The sequence below is a fragment of the Enterococcus sp. DJ147D b genome, from assembly GCF_058216655.1.
Map to the genome: position 1 here is coordinate 546,625 of NZ_CM177104.1, position 23,819 is coordinate 570,443.

The 23,819-nt window shown below is 37.6% G+C and carries 21 protein-coding genes and 1 other annotated feature; of the genes, 17 read left to right on the forward strand and 4 right to left on the reverse strand.

Annotated elements, in window-relative coordinates; genetic code table 11:
* Window positions 1–115 precede the first annotated feature (115 nt).
* The 6 genes from AC4BD1_RS02680 to AC4BD1_RS02705 all read left to right on the forward strand — a co-directional run bounded on the left by AC4BD1_RS02680 (window position 116) and on the right by AC4BD1_RS02705 (window position 9,234).
* Window positions 116–2,476: an endonuclease MutS2 gene (locus AC4BD1_RS02680; protein WP_206907082.1), complete on the forward strand. Its 2,361-nt coding sequence runs from the start codon at window positions 116–118 to the stop codon at window positions 2,474–2,476.
* A gap of 88 nt (window positions 2,477–2,564) precedes the next feature.
* Window positions 2,565–2,879: a thioredoxin gene (trxA, locus tag AC4BD1_RS02685; RefSeq protein ID WP_206907085.1), complete on the forward strand. Its 315-nt coding sequence runs from the start codon at window positions 2,565–2,567 to the stop codon at window positions 2,877–2,879.
* A gap of 143 nt (window positions 2,880–3,022) precedes the next feature.
* Complete coding sequence (uvrC, locus tag AC4BD1_RS02690) at window positions 3,023–4,801, forward strand: excinuclease ABC subunit UvrC (protein ID WP_206907087.1); 1,779 nt, start codon at window positions 3,023–3,025, stop codon at window positions 4,799–4,801.
* Between the two features lie 188 nt (window positions 4,802–4,989).
* The gene (locus AC4BD1_RS02695) at window positions 4,990–5,889 is read left to right on the forward strand and encodes an ABC transporter ATP-binding protein (RefSeq protein ID WP_206907088.1); all 900 of its coding nucleotides are present in this window, start codon (window positions 4,990–4,992) and stop codon (window positions 5,887–5,889) included.
* On the forward strand, window positions 5,882–7,144 hold the full coding sequence (locus tag AC4BD1_RS02700) for an ABC transporter permease (RefSeq protein ID WP_206907091.1): 1,263 nt from the start codon (window positions 5,882–5,884) through the stop codon (window positions 7,142–7,144). The genes AC4BD1_RS02695 and AC4BD1_RS02700 overlap by 8 nt, the downstream gene beginning before the upstream one ends.
* A 191-nt stretch (window positions 7,145–7,335) precedes the next feature.
* Window positions 7,336–9,234 carry a fructose-1,6-bisphosphatase gene (locus AC4BD1_RS02705; RefSeq protein WP_490485780.1) on the forward strand — a complete coding sequence of 633 codons (1,899 nt, stop codon included), beginning with the start codon at window positions 7,336–7,338 and terminating at the stop codon, window positions 9,232–9,234.
* A 68-nt stretch (window positions 9,235–9,302) separates the two neighbouring features.
* On the opposite strand, the gene AC4BD1_RS02710 is transcribed toward AC4BD1_RS02705, so the two are convergent.
* Window positions 9,303–10,022 (reverse strand): gamma-glutamyl-gamma-aminobutyrate hydrolase family protein, encoded by a 720-nt coding sequence (locus tag AC4BD1_RS02710; protein ID WP_490466931.1) that lies wholly within the window; start codon window positions 10,020–10,022, stop codon window positions 9,303–9,305.
* A gap of 205 nt (window positions 10,023–10,227) precedes the next feature.
* Window positions 10,228–10,276, forward strand: a sequence feature (sodium ion sensor (DUF1646 type); this cis-regulatory element may regulate processes involved in with the transportation of sodium ions).
* Window positions 10,277–10,382: 106 nt separating this feature from the next.
* On the opposite strand from AC4BD1_RS02710, the gene AC4BD1_RS02715 reads away from it, so the two are divergent.
* The 10 genes from AC4BD1_RS02715 (at window position 10,383) to AC4BD1_RS02760 (ending at window position 20,357) form a co-directional block, all read left to right on the forward strand.
* A complete protein-coding gene (locus AC4BD1_RS02715) occupies window positions 10,383–10,703 on the forward strand; it encodes a hypothetical protein (protein WP_490466932.1) in 321 nt (106 codons plus the stop codon).
* A complete protein-coding gene (locus tag AC4BD1_RS02720; RefSeq protein WP_490485781.1) occupies window positions 10,690–12,687 on the forward strand; it encodes a V-type ATP synthase subunit I in 1,998 nt (665 codons plus the stop codon). The genes AC4BD1_RS02715 and AC4BD1_RS02720 overlap by 14 nt, the downstream gene beginning before the upstream one ends.
* A 21-nt stretch (window positions 12,688–12,708) precedes the next feature.
* Window positions 12,709–13,179, forward strand: coding sequence for a V-type ATP synthase subunit K (locus AC4BD1_RS02725; protein ID WP_206907102.1), 471 nt, complete (start codon window positions 12,709–12,711; stop codon window positions 13,177–13,179).
* 19 nt (window positions 13,180–13,198) lie between these two features.
* Entirely contained in the window at window positions 13,199–13,783 is a 585-nt protein-coding gene (locus AC4BD1_RS02730; RefSeq protein WP_206907104.1) for an ATPase V, read from the forward strand.
* Window positions 13,784–13,794: 11 nt separating this feature from the next.
* Complete coding sequence (locus AC4BD1_RS02735; protein WP_490485782.1) at window positions 13,795–14,781, forward strand: V-type ATPase subunit; 987 nt, start codon at window positions 13,795–13,797, stop codon at window positions 14,779–14,781.
* The gene (locus AC4BD1_RS02740) at window positions 14,771–15,082 is read left to right on the forward strand and encodes a V-type ATP synthase subunit F (RefSeq protein WP_206907108.1); all 312 of its coding nucleotides are present in this window, start codon (window positions 14,771–14,773) and stop codon (window positions 15,080–15,082) included. The genes AC4BD1_RS02735 and AC4BD1_RS02740 overlap by 11 nt, the downstream gene beginning before the upstream one ends.
* Before the next feature lie 21 nt (window positions 15,083–15,103).
* Window positions 15,104–16,885 carry a V-type ATP synthase subunit A gene (locus AC4BD1_RS02745; RefSeq protein ID WP_490485783.1) on the forward strand — a complete coding sequence of 594 codons (1,782 nt, stop codon included), beginning with the start codon at window positions 15,104–15,106 and terminating at the stop codon, window positions 16,883–16,885.
* Window positions 16,878–18,257 (forward strand): V-type ATP synthase subunit B, encoded by a 1,380-nt coding sequence (locus tag AC4BD1_RS02750; protein ID WP_490466935.1) that lies wholly within the window; start codon window positions 16,878–16,880, stop codon window positions 18,255–18,257. Before AC4BD1_RS02745 ends, AC4BD1_RS02750 begins: the two co-directional genes overlap by 8 nt.
* 2 nt (window positions 18,258–18,259) lie before the next feature.
* The gene (locus AC4BD1_RS02755; protein WP_490485784.1) at window positions 18,260–18,898 is read left to right on the forward strand and encodes a V-type ATP synthase subunit D; all 639 of its coding nucleotides are present in this window, start codon (window positions 18,260–18,262) and stop codon (window positions 18,896–18,898) included.
* A gap of 115 nt (window positions 18,899–19,013) precedes the next feature.
* Window positions 19,014–20,357, forward strand: coding sequence for a TrkH family potassium uptake protein (locus tag AC4BD1_RS02760; protein ID WP_490485785.1), 1,344 nt, complete (start codon window positions 19,014–19,016; stop codon window positions 20,355–20,357).
* An 85-nt stretch (window positions 20,358–20,442) separates the two neighbouring features.
* On the opposite strand, the gene gloA is transcribed toward AC4BD1_RS02760, so the two are convergent.
* Window positions 20,443–20,814, reverse strand: coding sequence for a lactoylglutathione lyase (gloA, locus tag AC4BD1_RS02765; protein ID WP_490486010.1), 372 nt, complete (start codon window positions 20,812–20,814; stop codon window positions 20,443–20,445).
* Between the two features lie 120 nt (window positions 20,815–20,934).
* Between gloA and AC4BD1_RS02770 the strand changes: the two genes are divergently transcribed.
* On the forward strand, window positions 20,935–21,393 hold the full coding sequence (locus AC4BD1_RS02770; RefSeq protein WP_206907117.1) for an NUDIX hydrolase: 459 nt from the start codon (window positions 20,935–20,937) through the stop codon (window positions 21,391–21,393).
* 224 nt (window positions 21,394–21,617) lie between these two features.
* Here the strand turns inward: AC4BD1_RS02770 and yidA are convergent, their stop codons facing one another.
* Together yidA and AC4BD1_RS02780 are read right to left on the reverse strand one after the other, a co-directional pair.
* Window positions 21,618–22,430, reverse strand: coding sequence for a sugar-phosphatase (yidA, locus tag AC4BD1_RS02775; RefSeq protein ID WP_206907119.1), 813 nt, complete (start codon window positions 22,428–22,430; stop codon window positions 21,618–21,620).
* Between the two features lie 20 nt (window positions 22,431–22,450).
* Window positions 22,451–23,818, reverse strand: a complete 1,368-nt coding sequence (locus AC4BD1_RS02780; RefSeq protein ID WP_206907121.1) for an HD domain-containing protein — start codon at window positions 23,816–23,818, stop codon at window positions 22,451–22,453.
* Window position 23,819: the final 1 nt, after the last annotated feature.

Sequence of the window (23,819 nt, forward strand, 5' to 3'; positions counted from 1 at the left end):
AAAACTACTGGCTTTTGAATGTAGCTAGTTGCATACGAGTTAAAATATGTGAACAGTCTGGGGGACTAGTTGATCCCAGACTCCTTTTTATAGTTAAAGTGAAGTAGGTGAAAAAATGAATAAGCGAATTTTAGAAACATTAGAATTTGAAAAAGTAAAACAGATGATCCAGCAATTTGTTGTGACAGCCCAAGGAAAAGAAGAGCTTGCGCGATTAGTTCCAGAAAATCAATTGACAAAGATTAGTAATGCTCTTCAAGAAACAGAAGATGGGCTAAAAGTGCAACGATTACGTGGGGGGATTCCAATTCCCAAATTAGAAAATATTCGACCACATATGAAACGAATTGAAATTGGTGCGGATCTGAATGGATTGGAGCTGGCACAAGTTTCTCGTGTGTTATCTACAACGAGTGAACTAACCCGTTTCATCGATGATTTAAAGGACAGTGAGATTGCGTTTAATCGTTTGTACATGTGGACAGAGCAATTAGTAACAATCCCTGTTTTAAGCCGTCGATTAAAAGAAGCAATTGATGAAGATGGTCGAGTAACAGATGATGCTTCGCCAGAATTAAAAATGATTCGTCAAAATATTCGTCGCAGTGAACAAACAGTCCGCGAACAATTAGATAGCATCGTACGTGGGAAAAATGCCAAATATCTAAGTGATGCAATTATTACTATGCGTAATGATCGTTATGTTATTCCTGTTAAGCAAGAGTACCGTGGTGTTTTTGGGGGTGTGGTACATGACCAAAGTGCCTCAGGACAAACCTTATTTGTTGAACCGAAGCAAATCGTTGATCTAAATAACCGGTTACGTCAATATCAGATTGCGGAACGAAATGAAGTGCAACGAATCTTAAGTGAATTGTCTGCAGAATTAGTCCCATATCGTCAAGAAATCATTCATAATGCGTATGTTATCGGGCAATTGGACTTGATGAATGCAAAAGCACGATTTGGGAAAGAAATCAAAGCAATTGTGCCAACAATCAGTGAAGAAAACTTTGTTGTTTTGAAACAAGCACGTCATCCTTTGATTGATCAGGAAAAAGTAGTGCCAAATGATATTTCCATTGGTGAAGGATATCAGGCAATTGTTATCACTGGACCAAATACCGGTGGGAAAACCATCACGTTGAAAACGCTTGGATTACTTCAATTAATGGGACAAGCAGGTCTTCCAATTCCAGCTGAGGAAGAAAGTCAAATCGGTGTTTTTGAAGAGATATTTGCGGATATTGGAGACGAACAATCCATCGAACAAAGTCTTTCTACTTTTTCTTCTCATATGACAAACACTGTAGAAATTTTGTCAAAAGTGAATGAAAAAAGTTTGGTGCTTTTCGATGAATTAGGTGCTGGGACAGATCCGCAAGAAGGGGCAGCCCTTGCGATTTCAATCTTGGATGACTTGGGTAAAAAGTCTGCCTATGTTATGGCAACGACTCACTATCCTGAATTAAAAATTTATGGTTATAATCGAGCAAATACCATAAATGCGAGTATGGAGTTCAATGTTGATACTTTGAGTCCGACCTATCGGTTATTAATTGGCGTTCCCGGTCGAAGCAATGCATTTGAGATTTCCAGCCGTTTGGGGTTATCATCAGAAGTAATTGAGGAAGCAAAACAATTGATGGATGACGAAAGCCAAGATTTAAACGAAATGATTTCTGACCTAGAAACGCGTCGAAAAATGGCTGAAACGGAATATTTAGAAATGCGCCATTATGTTGAAGAAGCAGAAGCACTTCAAGCAAACTTGAAAGAAGCATATAGTTATTTCTTTGAAGAACGCGAAAAAGAATTGGAAAAAGCGAAGAAAAAAGCAAATGAAGTGGTTTCTGAAGCGGAAGAAAAAGCAGAGAAAATCATTGCTGACATTCGCAAAATGCAACAACAAATTGGACAAACCAATGTGAAAGAACACCAGTTGATTGATGCTAAATCACAATTAGCTGACTTACATCAAGAAGAAACTCTTAGAAAAAATAAAGTATTACGCAAAGCAAAACAACAGAAGACCTTAAAAGTAGGAGACGAAGTTTTAGTTACTACTTATGGTCAAAGAGGAACTTTGTTGAAGAAAAATGGAAATCAATGGCAAGTTCAAATTGGTATTTTGAAAATGAACGTGTCAGAAGAAGAACTAACACCTGTTGCGCCTGAAAAAGAACCAAAACAACGAGTAGTTCACGCTGTCCGTTCTGAATCAAGTAGTCATGTGCCAAATCAGTTAGATTTACGGGGAAAACGTTATGAAGAAGCGTTAAACGAAGTGGATCAATATTTGGATTCAGCGATTTTAGCTGGTTACCCACAAGTGACGATCGTTCATGGAAAAGGAACTGGTGCGTTGCGTCAGGGAATCACAGAGTATTTAAAAAATCATCGTAGTGTGAAAAGCTTTGAGTTTGCACCCGCAAATCAAGGTGGAAATGGCGCAACAATTGTTAAGTTTAAGTAAGACTTACTAATGGTAAGCAAATTATTCGATGGATTGAGTTTCAGGTGTTATACTAGCCAGAGATTAATAAAAAACGGAGGTCTTTTTTATGTCACGTGAAATCACAGATCAAACATTTAACCAAGAAACAGACAAAGGATTAGTTTTAATCGACTTTTGGGCAACTTGGTGTGGCCCTTGTCGAATGCAAGCACCAATTTTGGAACAATTACAAGAAGAATATGATGAAGATGAATTCCGCATTGTAAAAATGGATGTTGACGAAAATCCTGAAACACCACAACAATTCGGAATCATGAGCATTCCAACACTACTTTTGAAAAAAGATGGTCAAGTAGTAGAAAAAGCAGTGGGTGTTCATTCAAAAGAACAATTGCGTCAAATGGTTGATCAATACTTGTAAGAAGTAAACATCAAAATAAACAATTGTGAGAGGTCGGCAAATAGTCGACCTCTTCTTTTTGATGTTAATTGACAAAAGGGGAACTTTTGTTCTTGACAACCATGTTATAATAAATAAAAGAATGACGAAGAGGGGAGTACCTGATGAACGAAAGAATTAAGAACAAATTAGCTTTACTTCCTGACCAACCGGGCTGTTACTTAATGAAGGATAAGAATGGAACGATTATTTATGTTGGTAAAGCAAAAATTTTAAAAAATCGAGTTCGTTCATATTTTACTGGTAGTCATAATACAAAAACAGAACGATTAGTCAGTGAAATTGAAGACTTTGAATATATCGTTACAGAATCAAATATTGAAGCATTGCTTTTAGAAATTAATTTGATCAAAAAAAATGATCCTAAATATAATATTATGCTAAAGGATGACAAAACGTATCCCTTTATCAAAATTACGAATGAGAAGTATCCACGTTTGGTTATTACACGAAAAGTTCTCAAAGATAAAGCAACATATTTTGGTCCCTATCCTGATGTTGGTGCGGCTAATGAAACTAAAAAAATTTTAGATCGATTGTTTCCTTTACGTAAATGCAAACCAAGTCAGACAAAAGAACCTTGCTTGTATTATCATCTGGGGCAATGTTTATGTCCGTATTTTTTTCATGTTGATCCGGCTGTTTACACAGAAATCGTGGACGAAGTCAAACGATTTCTAGGTGGCGACTATGCAGCGATTGAAGCAGAAATCCAGCAAAAAATGGAAATAGCAGCTGAAAATATGGAATTTGAAAAAGCTGCAGAGTATCGAGACCAAATTCGAGCAATCGATACTGTGATGACACGCCAAAAAATGACAAATACCGACTTGAAGAACCGTGATGTTTTTGGTTATGCAGTTGATAAAGGCTGGATGTGTGTGCAAGTGTTTTTTGTTCGTCAAGGAAAGTTGATTGAACGTGATGTATCCATGTTTCCATTTTATAATGAACCAGAAGAAGATTTCTTAACCTATATTGGACAATTCTATCAAGAAAACGAACACTTCATTCCACAAGAAGTGCTTATACCAGATACTATTGATAAACCAAGTGTGGAGGCGTTGCTTTCAACTAAAGTTTTACAACCGCAAAGAGGAGAAAAGAAAAAGTTGGTTGAATTAGCAAATAAAAATGCTCGCGTGGCATTAAATGAACGTTTCGATCTTATTGTTCGAAAACAAGAACGAACAATTGGTGCTGTAGAAAAATTAGGTAATGCCATGAATATTCCAACACCGATTCGCATCGAAGCTTTTGATAACTCAAATATAATGGGAACATCACCTGTTTCGGCTATGGTCGTGTTTATTGATGGAAAACCTGCTAAAAAAGAATACAGAAAGTATAAAATCAAAACAGTTCAGGGACCAGATGATTATGCATCGATGAAAGAAGTGATTTATCGCCGTTATTCTCGTGTGCTGAAAGAAGGCTTACCGCTTCCTGACTTAATTTTGATTGATGGCGGTAAGGGCCAAGTGGATGTTGCCAGAGATGTATTAGCGAATCAGTTAGGTGTTGATATCCCGATTGCTGGATTGGCAAAAAATGATAAACACAAAACAAGTGAGCTTTTGTTTGGTCCTGAACTTTCTGTGATTCCATTAGAGCGAAATTCTCAAGAATTCTTTTTACTTCAACGAATCCAAGATGAAGTACATCGATTTGCGATTACGTTTCATCGACAATTACGCAGCAAAAATAGTTTTGCTTCTCGTTTGGATGGAATTGACGGACTTGGTCCTAAGCGAAAGAAAGCCTTACTCAAAGAATTCAAATCTTTAAAAAATATCACTGCAGCATCAATTGAAGACTTGCAATCAATTGGTCTACCAAAGAACGTTGCTCAAAATGTACACGACAAACTAAGTCAAAACTAAGATGAGGATACTTTACAAACCTTGTAAAGTGTCCTATTATTTTTTATATAAAGAAAAAAATGAATTGAAACAAGTTTTTTTTGACCAATATATTTAAGTCAAGAAAGCTTGTCTCTTTTTGTATCTGCTTTAACTTTTTTTATGAATGGAATGAAAAGCAACACTTAGGGAAGAAAAGGAGTGAAATGATGTTAGAGGTTACAGACTTAGTTAAGACATTTGGCGACTATACCGCAGTCGACCACGTATCTTTTCGGATACCAGATGGAAAAATCATGGGGTTGATTGGACAAAATGGTGCCGGGAAAACGACCACGTTTCGTTTGATTTTAGATTTTTTGACTCAAGATCAAGGAGAAATTTTGTGGAATGGTAAACCCTTAGGGGAAAAAGAATATGATATTATTGGTTATTTACCTGAAGAACGTGGGCTATATCCAAAAGTTACGATTCAAGATCAATTGATTTATTTTGCAGAATTACGTGGGAAAACACGAAAAGAAATCGAACCTAAGATTGATTTTTGGATGGAAAAATTTCAAGTCAAAGGAAAGAAAACCGATAAAGTGAAGTCTTTATCTAAAGGAAATCAACAGAAGGTACAATTGATTGCTACATTGATTCATGAACCAAAATTGATTATTTTAGATGAACCGTTTAGTGGGTTAGATCCAGTGAACGCAGAATTGTTAAAAGATGGCATACTTGAACTAAAAGCAAAAGGGTCATGTGTTATCTTCTCTAGTCATAATATGGATAATGTGGAAAAAATCTGTGATCATTTGATTATGTTACGAAACGGGAAAATGGTTCTAAATGGTAAGGTCCATGAAATTCGCGAATCTTTTGGTCGAACAAAATTATTTTTAGAATCAGATTTAACACAAGCTGAAGTTGCTGAAGTTGAAGGTGTCGAAAAAGTCGTTATACGTGAAGATGATTCACTTGAAATTACTTTGTCAGATCCAGCGGCGGGGAAGGAAATCTTTACTCGTGCGACGCAATTTGGCTATATTCCAATGTTTAATCAACAGCCACCAACGCTTGAAGAGATTTTTAAACTGAAGGCAGGTGAGTTCGATGCGTAAATTTTGGATTATTACAAAAGATGTTTATTTGAAAAATGTCAAATCGATTTCTTTTCTAGTGATGATTTTGGTACCATTTATTATGATGGGGATCATGTATGTAGCTGGAAACTTTGCACAAAATAATAGTGAAGTAAACAAAATCGGTATCTTATCAGAAAATCCTCAACTGAGTGAACAGTTGAGCCAGCTAAAATCAGATGAATTTAGTTTTGAAAAAGTAGATTCTGAAAAGGATGCACAGAAACAACTTGAAGATGAAAAAATTGACGCGTATCTAGTGGTTGCAATTGATAACAATGAGGTCAAAGGAACATTATACAGTGAAAATTCATTGGGACAAAGCACCCAATTGTTGATTCAACAACAATTGACAGGTATTCAATCAACTGTTCGTGCTAGTCAACTTGGCCTTTCTGGAGAAGAAGTGGCAAGTTTAAGTGAAATGGCTGGTTTGACTAGACAAAAAGTGAGCTTCGACGATCAAGGGAAGATGACTACTGGCGAGGATAACTCACTAGTGCAATATGTCGTAAGTTACGTGGTTACTATTACGCTATTTATTATTATTTTGACGTATGCACAAATCATTGCACAAGAAATTGCGTCGGAAAAAGGGACAAGAATCATGGAAGTTATTTTGTCTAGTACCACGGCACAAAAACATTTTTATGGGAAATTAACAGGTGTTTTGTTGGTAGCTTTGACACAGATGGGCTTGTATGGCGTTATCTTTGGGGTAGGGTATCAACAATTTAAAAATATGGATATGGTCAAAGAAATCTTGTCAGGTATTTCTTTAACGAATATCTTTGGTCCATTCTTGTGGTTCTCATTAGCGTTCATGATTTTAGGGATTCTGATTTTCTCTGTGTTGGCAGCATTATGTGGTTCATTAGTTAACAAAGCAGAGGATACGGCAAAAGCTATTCTACCTGTGACTTATCTTTCATTAGGTGGTTATCTTTTGGGCTTGATTCTTGGAGCATCAGATCCTAATAATATTGTGATTCGGATTACTTCTTATATCCCGTTCCTTTCTTCTTACGTTATGCCGATTCGTTTGGCAAATGATACAGTGGGTTTAGGTGGTGCATGGATCTCGTTGATTGTTTTAATCTTAATAACTATTTTCTTAACAATCGTTTCAGCGAATATGTATAAATCAAATGTTCTTGTATATAGTGAAGGTGGTATTTGGAGTTCATTGAAACAATCTATTTCAATTATGAGAAATGAACGAAAAAAAGGGTAATTTATACTCATGAAAGAAAAGGCAGTTCATATTTCTTTAACCGAATGTAAATCAAGACTCAGACAAGTTTGTCTGAGTCTTTTTTTGAATAGACCAATTTTTTTATTTTTATTTATTTTAACTGTTTTAAACTTGTTTAAAAAGATCGTTGGTAATAGAATATGAACTATACCGATTAAGGAGGGCCATTGATGGATCCGTATCTAGAATTATTGTCAGAAAAATTTCCAACGACTGAAGCTATTTTAACTGAAATTATTAATTTGGAAGCAATTTTACAGTTGCCTAAAGGAACGGAATTATTTTTAAGCGATATTCATGGTGAATTTCCGGCTTTCGATCATATTCTGCGAATTGGTTCAGGAAACTTAAAGGAAAAAGTTCGCGAATTATTTGGTAATCAATTATCAGAAGAGGAAAGAAATCAGTTAACTTTGTTTGTTGCTTACCCAGAATACGTGCAACAAACAACTTGGTATACACAACAAGAAAAAGAACGACTAGTTGTACAGTTGATTGATCTCTTAGGATTTACCTCAGTCAAGTATACTCGATCTAAAGTTAGAAAAAGTTTACCTAAAGAATACAGTTACATTATCGAAGAACTTTTATATTTGGATAATCGACTACAGGGAAAAAAGGCTTACGCGCAAAAAGTGATTGAACAACTTGTGCGTTTAGGCGAAGTCGATCGTTTTTTAGAAAAACTTGCGTTAACGATTCAAACGCTAGTAATCGATCATTTACACATTGTGGGAGATATTTTTGATCGTGGAACCCAAGCAGCAAGGGTAATGGATCGACTAATGGCACAATCGTCCATTGATATTCAGTGGGGAAATCATGATATTTTATGGTTAGGTGCATTTTATGGATCAAAAGCTTGTTTGTTGACTTTACTTCGTATTGCAACACGCTATAATTATTTGTTTGAGCTAGAAAAAGAATACGCCATTAATTTACGACCATTATTTTCATTTGCCCATCAAACCTATAAGAAAAATCCTGTATTTACCCCTAAAAATAGCGAAAATGTGACTGACTCTGAACGAACGGAACTGGAACAAGTCCATCAGGCATTAGCAATCATGCAATTCAAAGTTGAAGAGCAATTGCTCATGCGACGCCCAGAATTTGAAATGGATGAGCGTCAACTGTTACACAAAATTGATTATGAAAAAGAAATAATCGATTTAGAAGGAGCAAGTTATTCGATTAAAGGGGGATGCTTTCAAACAATTTCTTCCCAAGCACCTGAACAATTGACCAAAGAAGAGGAGCAGATAATCGATAGTCTGATGTATTCCTTTCAGCACTCATTACGAATGAAAAAACATATGGAGTTCTTATTGAAAAAAGGAGCGATGTATCTCACGTACAATGACCATTTATTGTTTCATGGGTGTATTCCAGTGGACGAAAAGGGCAATTTTTTAGCTTTAGAGCAAGAGAAAGTTAGTGGAGGAGTTGAATTGTTAGCATTTTTTGAAGAAAAAATTCGAGAAAGTGCAAAAACACCGGGCATTGGAGAAGACTTAGCAACAGATTATATTTGGTATGCTTGGAGTGGAAGAGTTTCACCTTTGTTTGGAAAAAGCAAAATGGCAACTTTTGAGCGCTATTTTTTAGAAGAAAAACAGACACATGTGGAAAAGAGTAATGCCTACTATCGTTTAAGAAATGAGTTATGGTTTAGTCAAAAGGTCTTGTCCTCATTTGGCATAAAATCAGCTGGCTCAGTTATTATCAATGGGCATACTCCTGTGAAAGTTTGCAAAGGTGAGTCACCAGTTAAAGCGGAGGGAACGGTTTTGGTGATTGACGGAGGTTTGTCTAAAGCATATCAGAAAACAACAGGAATTGCAGGTTATTCACTGCTTTTGAATTCTTATGGTTTCCAGTTAGTTACGCATTATCCATTTGTATCAGTCGAACAGCAATTGGCACAAGCAAATGAAGGAACCTATGTGAAAAAGGTGATCGATCAAAAGGTACCACGTCGTTTAAACCGAAATACGACAAAGGGAAAAGTCCTCCAACAAGAGATCAATCATTTGCATCAATTATTAGCTATTTATTCAATTCGATAACTGACGTAAAAAAAGCCAGAAGCAATGGACAAATTGCTTCTGGCTTTTTTGATAGAGTGTTCAATTTTTTATAATTCATTAACGAAGTAATCAAAGAGACTTTGATCTAGTGGATTGACTTGGTGAGTCAATTCAGGATGCCATTGAACACCCAAAATTTTTTCTTCAGGATTTTTGCTTTCGACTGCCTCGATGATTCCATCATTAGCAATAGCAATTGCTCTCAATGAGGGGGCTAAGTCTTTGATTATTTGATGGTGATAAGAATTGACAAAATAAGATTCTGGTAACAAAGACCCCAGCAGACTATTAGCAGAAACCTTTACTTCATGAGTAGCAAAAGTTGGAACCGTTGGTTGTTGTTCATGTTTGACAGCCCAATTGGGATAGAGGGAAAGGTCCTGATACAAGGTTCCACCTAGTACGACATTCACTAATTGTGTGCCGCGGCAAACAGAAAAAATCGGTTTTTTTTGTTTGATTGCTTCTTTGATCAAGGATTGTTCAAAAAGATCACGACTGATATTTGTTTCTTGTAACTTTGGATGTGGCTCTTCTCGGTACAATCGAGGGCTGATATCTTGTCCCCCGGCTAATAATAATTTATCGATACGGCTGATAAAGGCAGCGGCATAGCTTGGTTCAAGTATAGGAAAGACAAGCGGTAACCCACCTGCTTGTTTGACTGCTTGAACAAAGCCATGTGGGGTGTAGGTAACTTCATTTCCTTGAAAAGTATCTGTTGCTTTATTTAAATGATTACCGGCAATTCCAATAATAGGTTGCATAGTTGTTCCTCCAGACTGTAACTAAATTGATTGTAACAACTTTTGAAAAAAAGTGGAAATACTTTGAATTTTTTTTGTCATCTTGAAACCCTGATACTATTAGGGTTAGTTAGACTTTTTTCGTAAGAAGTCAGTATAAAACGCTCGAAAATGGTTGAACATTTACCCCGTTTTGCTATAATAAAAGACAAATTAAAATAAAAAAGGTTGGGCGTAAGCTTTCAAGGATCAAGTTCTTCAAGGGGTGAGAAGAACAGTTGTTGAAAGTAGCTTGATTACTAGACAGATATCGTTAGAGGTAGCTGACTTTCAATGAACTTGAAAGGCAGCTACTTTTTTTATCGAAAGGATGTGAACGATTTGTTAGAGATTTTAGAAAAGATTCGTAAAGCAGAAGAAAAAAATGAAGAACAGATGCAAGTTTTACGTACTGAGATGCAGGAGTTAACAAAGCAAAAAGAAGACGAGCTTCACACAATTGAAGAAAGAAAGCGCCAAGAACAAACTCAGCTTCTTTCGGAAAAAAAACAAATCAAAGAAGCAACACTTAAAAGCAAACAAAAGCAGCTAGATGAAGAAGTTCAGCAGGTTCAACAAACACTAGCTGAACAGTATGACAAGCATCAAGAACAAGCAATTGATCTAATTATTGAAAGGGTGAAAGAATATGTCCGTCACTAAGATGGAAAAAGTCACGCTCATTTCAGATCAAAAGAACCAAGAAACGATTTTACAAGCCATTCAAGGAATCCAACAAGTCGAATTTCGCGATTTATTTCAAGAAACGACAAATAATCATTGGGTCGAAACTTACTTTCCGCAGGTCAAGATTTTTTCTGAGGATACGAGTAAACATGAATTAGAGCAACGACTGCAATCAATACGTGAAGCGGTTCAATTTATTGGACATCATGGTCATTCTCAACAAAAGTTGGTCCATTTAAAGCGGACGGAACTTTCTTTACATGAGTTAGAAGCTGCTTATTCAGAAACTGATTTTTTGAGAAAGTTACAAGAAGTCTTGGACTTGAAAAAACAGTGGGAGAAGCTAAGTGAACAACAAAAAAAACTAATGGAGGAAGAGGAATGGCTTTTAAAGTGGCAATATTTGGATGTCATTCCTGCAACTTTTGATAGTCAAAAAACAGTTCTTGTTTTAGGAAGCATGGGAACGAATAGTTTGGCGCTTTTCCAAAATGCTGTGGCACAATTACCTGTTTATATGAAAGAAATTTATTCTACAACAAAATCTGTTTACTTGGCGTATGTTACTTTGCAGGAAGCAGCGGAACAAGTAGCAGAAATCGCCAGTCGACAAGGCTTAACGGTAATGAACTATCCCTATGATGACGTGCCAAGTAAGGTTTTAACTAAAATCAAAGAACAATTGTCAGAAATACAAGTAGCTCAAAAAGAACTGGCCAACAAGATTGGTTCATTCCAAGAATTGATTCGTGAGTTTGAATGGGTGGAAGAAGTGACATTGGCACTGATTGAACGTGAAAGAGTTAAACAACAATTTGTTCGTTCAAAACAGTTACTTGTTCTACAGGGGTGGATTGGAATAGATGCAAAGACAGATTTGATGACTGCTTTAGCCGAAAAACTCCCAGCTTCGGCTGTTCATGTTCAGTTTGAACTACCGACTGTCGAAGAAATCCAGACAGAAGTGCCAACAAAATTAACCAATCATCCACTGATTGAGCCATTTGAATTACTGACAGAGATGTATAGTTTGCCAAAATATGAAGAAGTTGATCCAACTCCTTGGTTCATGCCATTCTATCTTGTCTTTTTTGGCATGATGGTTGCAGACGTTGGATATGGGCTATTGTTATTGATTGGTTCGGTTCTGTTGCAAAAATGGGCTGTTTTGCCACGTGGATTGGCAAGATTTGTTAAATTTTTTGAGATTCTATCTATCCCAACGATTATCTGGGGGTTAGTTTACAGCTCATTTTTCGGGGAGGCATTACCAAAAAGTATCTTTGGTATACCACTGCCATTTCCTATTTTATCAACAACAGAAGATGTGAATACGATTTTGATTTTGTCAGTTATTTTTGGCTTGATTCAAATTTTAGTTGGTTTATTTGTTTCAGCAAAAGAAAATTTGAAAAGAAAAGCGTATTTAAATGCGATTAGCGAAGGCTTTGCTTGGCAAGGTATCTTGATTGGGATCGTTTTTGCTGCAGTCGGGGTAATTGTTTTAAAACAGAAACAATTTTTATATCTTGGTGGCGGTATCGCGATGTTGTCGGCACTTTGCATTGTGATTATTCCAATCATTCAGTCTACTTCAAGGGTAAAAGGTGCTGCTAAAGGCGTATATAACTTATATGGATTAACGAGTTATATTGGTGATCTAGTTAGTTATACTCGTTTGATGGCACTTGGGATTTCTGGTGGCAGTATCGCCGCCGCGTTTAATATGTTGGTAGCATTCATGCCGCCAGTAGCACGATTTAGTGTTGGGTTGCTTTTGATTGTTCTCTTACATGCATTAAATCTATTTTTAACATTGTTGAGTGCGTATGTTCATGGTGCTCGATTACAATATGTCGAATTTTTTGGCAAGTTTTATACAGGTGGCGGGCGAGCATTTCAACCACTTAAAACCGCAGAAAAATATGTCAATATCAATCATCGAAAACGAAAAAAATGAATAATGGAGGAATTTTAACAAATGATGGATTACTTAATTACAAATAATGGTGGAATTGTTTTTGCAGTATTGGCGATGGGCGTGGCTACGATTTTTTCAGGAATTGGCTCGGCTAAGGGTGTTGGAATGACTGGTGAAGCAGCAGCTGCATTGACAACCAGCCAACCAGAAAAATTTGGTCAGGCACTGATTTTACAATTGCTACCAGGAACACAAGGACTTTACGGCTTCGTAATTGCTTTCTTGATTTTTATCAATCTAAGTGGTGACTTATCAGTGGTTCAAGGAATGAATTATCTAGGTGCGTCTTTACCAATTGCATTTACAGGCCTATTTTCTGGTATCGCACAAGGAAAAGTGGCAGCAGCAGGTATTCAAATTTTAGCGAAAAAACCGGAACATGCAACGAAAGGAATTATTTTTGCTGCGATGGTTGAGACCTATGCGATTTTAGGCTTCGTGATTTCTTTCTTATTAGTTTTAAACGCGTAAATATGAAGGAGGAGAATCAATGGATGCCATTGAACAAATCATTAAACAAATGAATGAGGACGCAGCAAATGAACGTGCTGCTTTTGAAGCGGCAGAGCGCAAAAAAATCGAGCAAGACTTCAAACAAAAATCGGAACAACTAATGGCTACTTTTCAGCAACAAGAGCGTAAGCAACTCGAGTCGTTGGAGCGACATTATCGACAATTAGAAAATCGTCAACAAGTTGAAGCTCGACAAGAAATGCTGAATAAAAAACAAGTTTTTTTAGATAAGCTATTTGATGAAGCAATTGAGAAAATGGAAGCGTGGAAACAACAAGATACTCTAGCATTTGTTCAAGCAGCCTTGGATCCATTGGCATTAAAAGGAGAAGTTACTTTTCGGGTAGGAGAAAAATCAGCAGATATTTTTACAGAAGAGAGAATAAACAATCTATCGCAAAAATTACCTTTTACCTTAGTCAAAGATCCGAAGGTGATTCCCAATGAGGCTGGCTTTGTATTAGACAGTGACGGAGTTCAATATAACTTTTTATTTAGTCGTTTAGTGACAGAGTTAAGAGGTACGATGGGCTACGAATTAGCACAGCAATTGTTTACTTAAGGAGGGGAACGATGAACTATCACGAATTAAATCCTTTGATTCGCGGGAGAGAGCTTGAATTATTGACGAATGAAGATTTCGAGCGATTGATTCAAGCCCCTTCAATTGACTCATTTGGCGAACAATTAAAAACAACGATTTACCAACCTTATGTTTATGAAGGATTTGAATATGAACTGGAGCAAAACTTAGCGAAGGAGCAAAGTGAATTATTTGCATGGTTGAAAGAACGAGTCCCTGAGCCAGAAATTCTCTGGATCTATACGATGCGTTTTACTTTTCATAACTTGAAAGTGTTGACTAAAGCGGAACTTACCGGGAAAAACTTAGATCATTTATTTATTGATGATGGTTTCTATTCATTGGATAAGTTGAAAGAAGCGATTCGGACACAAGATTCGATTGAACTACCGGAGACATTACTTGCTAGTATCCGTGAAGTATTTGATTACTTTGAGGGAGCAACTATTTTACAGGGAATCGATGTGATTTATGATCGTCATTTTCTAACGGAACAGCGCCGACTTGGCGAGAAGCTCGGTTACAAGGAGCTGTTGACGGAAATTATTGCATTGATTGATCTCACGAATATTACGACGATGGCGCGCGGACTGATCCAAGGTCGAACAAAAGGATTTATGACAACGGTTCTTTCAAGTGCGGGTGGCATCGAAAAGGAAATCTTTTTATCTTTTATTGGTCAAGATTTAGAAGTGTATAATCGTTTTTTATTAACGACCGACTATGCAGAAATTATTCGTCCTGCACTAAAAGAAACGAAAATTGATCTAATTACTTTAGAACGTTTGAAGGATGACTATCTTTCTTCACTTTATCAGGAGGCACAAACACAGGCTTTTGGACCATTACCTCTACTTGCTTTTTTAAATGCAAAAGAAGTAGAAGGCAAGAATTTGCGTTTGTTAGCAGTTGGTAAACGTAGTCAGTTTAGCCCAGAACAAATCAGAGAGCGGGTGAGAACAATCTATGGGGCATAAAATTGGAGTAATTGGCGATAAGGCGTCTGTTTTACCCTTTCAGTTAGTTGGTTTTGATGTTCACTTTGAAACAGATTCAAAAAAGGTGCGTCGACTCGTGGAAAAAATGGCAAAAGAGAACTATGGTGTGATCTATATCACAGAACAATGTGTGTCTTCTATCCCAGAGGTGATTGCTCGCTACCAAGAACAACTGATGCCAGCAATCGTGCTAATCCCTAATTATCAAGGAACAGAAAAGATTGGAATAACAGAAATTCAAAACAATGTTGAAAAAGCCGTAGGTCAAAATATTTTATAGTAGGGAAAAGGAGCGAATGATTTGCAAATTGGAAGAATTATCAAAGTGTCTGGACCACTTGTGATGGCTGAAAATATGAGTGATGCTAGCATTCAAGATATGTGTTTAGTAGGAGAGCTTGGTGTGATCGGCGAAATCATTGAAATGCGTGGTGATGTCGCTTCTATCCAAGTTTATGAAGAAACATCAGGAATTGGTCCAGGTGAGCCAGTACGTTCAACTGGCGAAGCATTGTCTGTTGAACTGGGACCAGGAATCATTTCACAAATGTTTGATGGTATCCAACGTCCGTTGGATACCTTCATGGAAATTACACAAAGTAATTTTTTAGGTCGAGGTGTACAACTGCCAGCTTTAGATCATGAGAAAAAATGGTGGTTTGAAGCAACAGCTGAAGTGGGCGAGTTTGTCGTTGCTGGTGACGTCATTGGAACTGTGGCTGAAACAAAAGTAATCCAACACAAAATCATGGTTCCAAATGGGATCAGTGGAAAAATCATCCGATTAGAATCAGGCAATTTCACGATTGATGAAGTTGTTTGCGTTCTTGAAACGGAACAAGGAAGTAAAGATCTCACGATGATGCAAAAATGGCCAGTGAGGCGAAGCCGACCAATTAAGGAAAAATGCAACCCAGAAGCGCCTATGATTACTGGACAACGAGTGATTGATACTTTCTTCCCGGTGACAAAAGGAGGGGCTGCGGCTGTTCCAGGACCGTTTGGAGCTGGAAAAACAGTTGTTCAGCATCAGATTGCTAAATGGGCAGATGTTGATATGGTTGTTTATGTTGGTTGTGGCGAGCGAGGAAATGAGATGACCGATGTCTTAAATGAATTTCCTCAATTGATTGATCCAAATACTGGCGAATCCATCATGGAGCGAACAGTTTTAATTGCAAACACATCGAATATGCCAGTTGCAGCACGAGAAGCATCGATTTATACAGGGATTACAATTGCTGAGTATTTTCGTGATATGGGATATGACGTGGCAATCATGGCAGATTCTACTTCTCGCTGGGCGGAAGCTTTAAGAGAAATGAGTGGTAGGTTAGAAGAAATGCCAGGAGACGAGGGATATCCTGCTTATCTCGGTTCACGTTTAGCTGAATATTATGAGCGGTCAGGGCGAGTAATGACTCTTGGTTCCGTGTCTAGAGAAGGAAGTATTACAGCAATCAGTGCCGTTTCTCCTTCGGGGGGAGATATCTCTGAACCAGTGACACAGAATACATTGCGTGTAGTAAAGGTTTTCTGGGGATTAGATGCAAATCTAGCACAACGACGCCATTTTCCATCAATCAACTGGATGCAAAGTTATTCTTTGTATTCGACGGAAGTTGGGCAATATTTAGATCAAGTATTGCAAGCAGATTGGTCACAAATGGTTACAGAAGGAATGCGTATATTAAAAGAAGAAGAACAATTAAATGAAATCGTTCGTTTAGTTGGGATCGATTCACTTTCTGATAACGATCGTTTGACTTTGGAAGTTGCAAAGTCACTTCGAGAGGACTACCTTCAGCAAAATGCTTTTGATGACGTTGATACGTTTACGTCAAGAGAAAAACAATTCAAAATGTTGAAACTGATTTTAACATTTGGCCAAGAAGCGCGTCGTGCGCTGTCTTTAGGGTCTTATTTAATTGAAATTATGGAAGGAACGGTTGCTCTTCGTGATCGGATTGCTCGAAGTAAATATATACCAGAAACTGAAATCGAACAGCTTGATACACTCTTAAGTGAAACGAAAGAAACAATCCAAAAAATCATTGCGGAAGGAGGAATGACGGTTGATTAAAGAATACCAAACGATTGGTGAAGTAGTGGGCCCTTTGATGGCAGTGGAAAAAGTAGCAGGCGTAAAGTATGAAGAACTGATTGAAGTTCGTATGCAAAATGGTGAGATTCGTCGTGGACAAGTATTAGAAGTTCAAGAAGACAAGGCTATGGTTCAGATTTTTGAAGGAACTAGTGGTGTCAATCTTCGTGATTCCGCAGTACGATTTCTTGGTCATCCATTAGAGCTAGGTGTTTCTGAGGACATGATTGGTAGAGTCTTTGATGGCTTGGGTCGCCCGAAAGATCATGGCCCAGAAATTTTAGCAGAGAAAAAAGTCGATATCAATGGAGAAGTGATCAATCCAGTTGCACGAGATTATCCTGATGAATTTATCCAAACAGGTATTTCAGCAATCGATCATTTGAACACACTAGTTAGGGGGCAAAAGTTACCTGTCTTCTCTGGTTCGGGACTCCCACATAAAGAATTGGCTGCTCAAATTGCACGACAAGCAACCGTGCTAAATGAAGCGGAAGATTTTGCTGTTGTTTTTGCAGCAATTGGGATAACATTTGAAGAGGCAGAGTTTTTTATGGAAGACTTCCGTCAAACTGGAGCAATCGATCGAAGTGTGATGTTTATGAATCTGGCTAATGATCCTGCGATTGAGCGGATTGCTACGCCACGAATGGCATTGACAGCAGCAGAATATTTGGCTTATGAAAAAGGGATGCATGTTTTAGTTATTATGACAGATATGACTAACTATGCGGAAGCGTTACGAGAAATTTCTGCTGCGCGACGCGAAGTCCCAGGTCGTCGTGGGTATCCAGGATATTTATATACAAATTTAGCGACATTATTTGAACGTGCAGGTCGAATTCGTGGCCTAAAAGGTTCTGTCACTCAGATTCCGATTCTGACGATGCCTGAAGATGACAAAACACACCCGATTCCTGATTTAACAGGATACATTACTGAGGGACAAATTATTTTATCACGTGAATTGTATAAGAGCGGAATTCAGCCACCGATTGATGTGTTGCCTTCGCTATCTCGGTTAAAGGATAAAGGGACAGGTGCCGGAAAAACAAGAGCGGATCATGCTGCTACGATGAATCAATTATTTGCAGCGTACGCGCAAGGAAAACAAGCGAAAGAACTTGCAATCGTATTAGGTGAATCAGCTTTATCTGATGTGGATAAAATCTATGCAAAATTTGCTAACCGCTTTGAAGAAGAATATATCAATCAAGGATTTACCACAAATCGATCAATTGTCGAAACACTTGATCTAGGTTGGGAATTGCTTTCGATGTTACCAAGGACGGAATTAAAGCGAATTAAAGAAGAATTGCTAGAGGAATATCTGCCTGAAAAGGAAGTGTGATCATGGCAAGACTAACGGTGAATCCAACACGCATGGAGTTTACTCGTTTAAAAAAACAACTAACGACAGCGACCCGTGGCCATAAATTATTGAAAGACAAGCAAGATGAATTAATGCGCCAGTTTATTTTATTAGTTCGCAAAAATCATCAACTTCGTCAAGAAATGGAAGCTGAACTACAAGCTGCCATGGCAAATGTTGTTCTAGCGAATGCGTCTATCAATGAAGCGTTCATCGAGGAACTGTTTGTTTTACCCACCGAAACGATGGAATTAGCAGTGACTGAAAAAAATATTATGAGTGTCAAAGTACCAGTGATGAACTTTCAATATGATGATCAATTGGGAGAGGCTCCGTTAGAGTACGGTTATTTAAACTCCAATGCAGAATTAGATCAAGCAATTGAGCAGTTTACAAAGGTTTTGCCGAAATTGTTGGCGTTAACGGAAATCGAAAAAACGTGCCAATTGATGGCAAGCGAAATTGAAAAAACACGTCGCAGAGTAAATGCCTTAGAGTATATGACGATTCCTCAATTGGAAGAGACAATTTATTACATTCAAATGAAACTCGAAGAAAACGAACGTGCCGAAGTGACTCGTTTAATCAAAATCAAAGACATGGGAAATGATCATTCATAGTAACTATATCCCCACGTATGCAAAAAAGAGATTTGATGAAAATCAAGTCTCTTTTTCTCAAAAATAAACTAATATAAGAAGAATAGGAAGGCAGTGAACTTGTTTGAAGATACGATTGACTCAACGCTTTCAAAAATTATCAGCAGTACAATTATTAGCTTTCGGTTTTTTTACGCTGATTTTTATCGGAGGAAGCTTATTGTCCTTGCCATTTTTTAGTCGAAGTGGAGAGGCAACCAACTATCTGGATGCATTGTTTACAGCAACATCAGCGATTTGCGTTACTGGATTAGCTACTTTAAATACTGTTGAACATTGGAATGGTTTGGGACAATTGGTCTTGCTGATTTTAATTGAAATTGGCGGATTAGGTTTTATGATGGTGCCAATCTTATATTTCACGCTTGTTCGAAAAAAGATTAGCTTGAGTACACGTATTGTGTTAAAAGAAGCGTTGAATTTAGAAAAAATGGCTGGTGTGACTGATTTGATGCTCTATATTTTCAAGTTTGCTTTAGTCATTCAACTGGTAGGTGCCATCGCATTATCTATCGTGTTTATTCCTGAATTTGGTTGGCTCAAAGGAACTTGGTACGGCATTTTTCATGCGGTTTCTAGTTTTTGTAATGCAGGTTTTGATTTATTAGGTGAGAGCCTGGTCGCATATCAAACAAATAATTATTTGCTACTGGTGATTTCAATATTGATTATTGCTGGTGGATTAGGATTTATTGTTTGGCGTGACTTGTTGAACTTCCATCAAACGAAAAAAATCAGTTTACACTCAAAGATTGCTTTGAGTATGACGGGAATTTTATTAGTAGGCAGTTTTTTCGTTTTTCTTTTTACAGAAAAAAATGGCACACATTTTTCACAAGGCGATTTTAGTAATCGAATAGTTCACACGTTCTTTTTGAGTGTGACACCTCGCACAGCAGGCTATTCGTCGATTGACTATTCTAAGATGAGCCATGCTGGTCTGATTCTGACGATGTTTTTGATGTACATTGGTGGAACTTCTGGCTCTACTGCAGGGGGGCTTAAAACAACAACTTTAGGTGTATTGCTCGCGCAGATGCGTTCGATGTTTAAGGGAAGGACAAGAGCCGAAATTTTTGGACGTACGATACGACAACCAACTATTTTGCGCGCACTGACTTTATTTTTTTTAACACTCACTCTTTGCGTGGTGGCAGTAATGATATTATCAATTACGGAGTATGTGCCAGAAAAAATGGGACTTGAATATATTGCATTTGAGGTCTTTTCTGCTTTTGGCACAGTTGGCTTGTCAATGGGATTGACGCCAGATTTATCAGTTGTTGGCAAATTGTTGATTATGACGTTGATGTATACGGGGCGTGTCGGTGTGTTGACGATTGCTTTTTCGTTGATGAAGAAAGTTCATCAACAAGAAATAAAAATCAAATACCCAGAAGAAAGTGTGATGATTGGGTAAGTCAAAATAAAGATAGTTTTTTGACGGAACTCCAAGCAAAAAGCCCGATTCAAATTTTTTGAATCGGGCTTTTTAAGTGGGGGGATTATCCACGGATAACTTCGATTTTGTAACCATCAGGATCAATCACAAAGTAGTAAGAAGGAGCAGTTCCAGGTAATCCTTTTAAGTCAGTTATATTTAAACCAGCAGCTTGGTGTTTTTCATGCAATGCTTCCAGATCATCTACAGCAATTGCGATATGGCCATAACCGTTTCCTAGATCGTATGCCTCATGATCGTAGTTGTAAGTCAATTCTAATTCGTAATCATCTCCAGGCAAAGTTAAGTAAACGAGTGTGAATTTGTTTTCTGGAAAATCACGACGGCGACTTTCTTCAAAACCAAACGCGGTTTGATAAAATTCAAGAGATGCGTCAAGGTCTTTTACGCGGACGCAAGTGTGTGCCATTTTCATAAATAAAAACTTCCCTTCTTTTTTTATAATGATAGCAAAGAATAACAACAAAAATAAATATTGGTGCTTGTTCATGAGAAAACTCTCATGTAGAATAAAAAGAAAAAGGTGGGAAGATGAATGGATTATCCAGTTTTTGGAGAAAAAAAACAGTCAGCCAGCTACCAAACGCGATATGCTGCATATATCATTGTAGAAGAAGAAACAAAAATAGCTTTGGTTGAAGCACCAAATGGCGCATTTTTCCTACCGGGTGGAGAAATCGAAGGACAAGAAACGAAAGAAGAAGCCATCGCTCGAGAGATGATTGAAGAGCTTGGTATCACAGTAGTTATTGACTGTTTTTTAGGACAGGCGGATGAATATTTTTATTCCAACTACCGTGCGACTTATTATTATAATCCGGGTTATTTTTATGTTGCTAAAAGCTGGGAAAAAATCGGGGAGCCAACTGAAACAACCAATCGTATTTGGTGGGTCACTCCTGCGGATGCGATTGTCAAGCTGAAAAGAGGCAGCCATCAATGGGCAGTTAAAAAATGGTTGGAAAGTAAAGAAGAAGCTGAAACAAAAAGTTGAAATCGTCAGTACAGAATGAATTTTTTTGAACTTCAACAATGAAGTTAGAGGATGAGCTTTACAGAGGGTTATAAAAAATTTATCTCTAGCTGATAGTTGATTAATGGATGAAAGAGAAAGCAAAAAATGGAACAATCCCTGGTAAGGGGTTGTTCCATTTTTTTGTTAGTTAACTAGTAGTCTTTTTGAAATGGAAAGTATTTAAATAAATTGTGCAAATGGCTTTAGTTTAGCACATATTTTTTGATTGCTTCAGCTACACCATGTTCTTCGTTTGAAGTTGTTAATACGTTAGCTGCTTCTTTTACGATTGGGAGAGCATTTTCCATAGCTACTCCGAGACCTGCATATTCAATCATAGATAAATCATTTTCATTATCCCCAATTGCCATGACTTCGTCTTGCGTGATTCCAAGATGTTGTGCCAAGTTCGCAACTGCTGTTCCTTTGTTTGCTTGTTTATTCAAGACTTCAAAATAAAAAGGTGCGCTTTTAACAGTGGTATATTTGTCGCGAAATTCTTGAGGAAGACGAGCAATTGCTGCATCTAAGATTTCAGGTTCGTCGATCATCATCATTTTGACAATATTCATATCTGGTGTCATTTCTTCAGGTGTACGATATTTCAACGGCATTTTTACAAGACCCGATTCGTGGACAGAATAAGGGCTGATGTCTCGGTTAGGAGTATAGATGGCTTGTTCATCAATTGAGTGTAAGTGGCTGCCAACTCGGCGCGCCATCACTTCGATTTCTAAAAAGTCTTCGTGAGTCAACCCATGACGTGCGATAATGTCCCCTGTTTTTGTTTGTTGAACTAAAGCACCATTATAAGTGATGACATAGTCTGTATCTTTGAATAGTTCTAACTCTTCAAGTTGTTCCCTGACACCAGGTAATGGACGACCTGTACATAAAACAATGTTTACTCCTTGCTTGTCCGCCTGCTGAATTGCTTTTTTGACTTCCGCTGTTAATTCACGTTGATCGTTTAACAACGTGCCATCGATATCGATAGCGATTAATTTGATAGACATAATTTCCTCCAACATTTTTCTTACTTATTTTCAATTAGAGCGCCATTTTGAATGTGACTGGCAAATTCTTGATAGGTTTCATCAAAGAGATCATAATGGTCTCTCAAAGTGGGATCAACCATTTCTTTTGGAAAAAAGAATCGTTCATCACCTTGTTCTTGACCAGCTAATGCTGCAACTAATTGGCTAACCTTGGATAATTCTATCAAAGTTCCGTCATTTCTCAAAATCTCAATTTGAGTGCGATGTCGGTTTTGCTCTGGGCGATAAAAATCATAAGGCAAATCATAACTGGAATTGATTGCTGTGTAGTACACAGGATTGTATCCCACTTTTTCAACTAGTAGAGTAAGTTCTTCAATCAGTGGTGAGTTGCGCTCACCAGAAAAAGTGGCAGATTTTAATGGTTTTCGATTTAAAAATCGTTTTGCTAAGTCACTTAAAATCGGATCAGCAGATTCTGTCCATTGTGTAAAGTAGGTTCCTAATACGCCATCATCAAGCTTCAAGTAATCATCCAGTGTAAATGATTCAGCCAAGAAAGGAAGTAGAAGTTGTGCATGCATTTCAAATGAAGCGGGGTCTTCTAGATAAAGTTCGTGTGCCCGATGAAGTAAATGTTCTAAAATGACTTCCATGCCACGAGAAACCGGATGAAAATAAACTTGGACATACATTTGGTAACGGCTAACAATATAATCTTCCACAGCATGCATACCATTCATTGAAAAGGCGATACCACCTTCATAGGGACGAATCACTCGTAAGATCCTAGTCAAATCAAAAGTTCCATATTCTGTCCCTGTGTAATAAGCGTCTCTCAATAGATAATCCATACGATCGGCATCAATTTGACTAGAAATCATTTGAACGACCTGTGGATTGGGATACGTTTTTTGGATCACACTTGCCACTTTTTCAGGAAAGCCGTCTTCGACTCGATTCAAGATTTGATACACTTCTGTTTCCGGAGAAGTAATGATTTCCACAGTGATTGCTTCGTGGTCTGTATGGAAAATGTGTTCAAAAGTGTGCGAGTAGGGACCATGACCGACATCGTGAAGAAGTGCCGCGCAAAGCGTAACCAATCGTTCTTTATCGTCCCAACCATTTTCACCAATTTTTTCTTTTGAATAGTTCCGTGAAAAAATATCGCAAATTCGACGGGAAATTTCATACACACCCAGTGAATGTGTAAAGCGACTATGTTCTGCGCCATGAAAAGTAAATGAAGCTGTCCCTAATTGTTTGATACGTCGTAGTCGTTGGACTTCTTTTGAGTTGATTAAATCCAAAATAACTTGATGCTGTACATGGATATAATTATGGACAGGATCACGAAACACCTTTTCAATAGGGAGAACTTGGTATTTATAAGGAATTGTCATA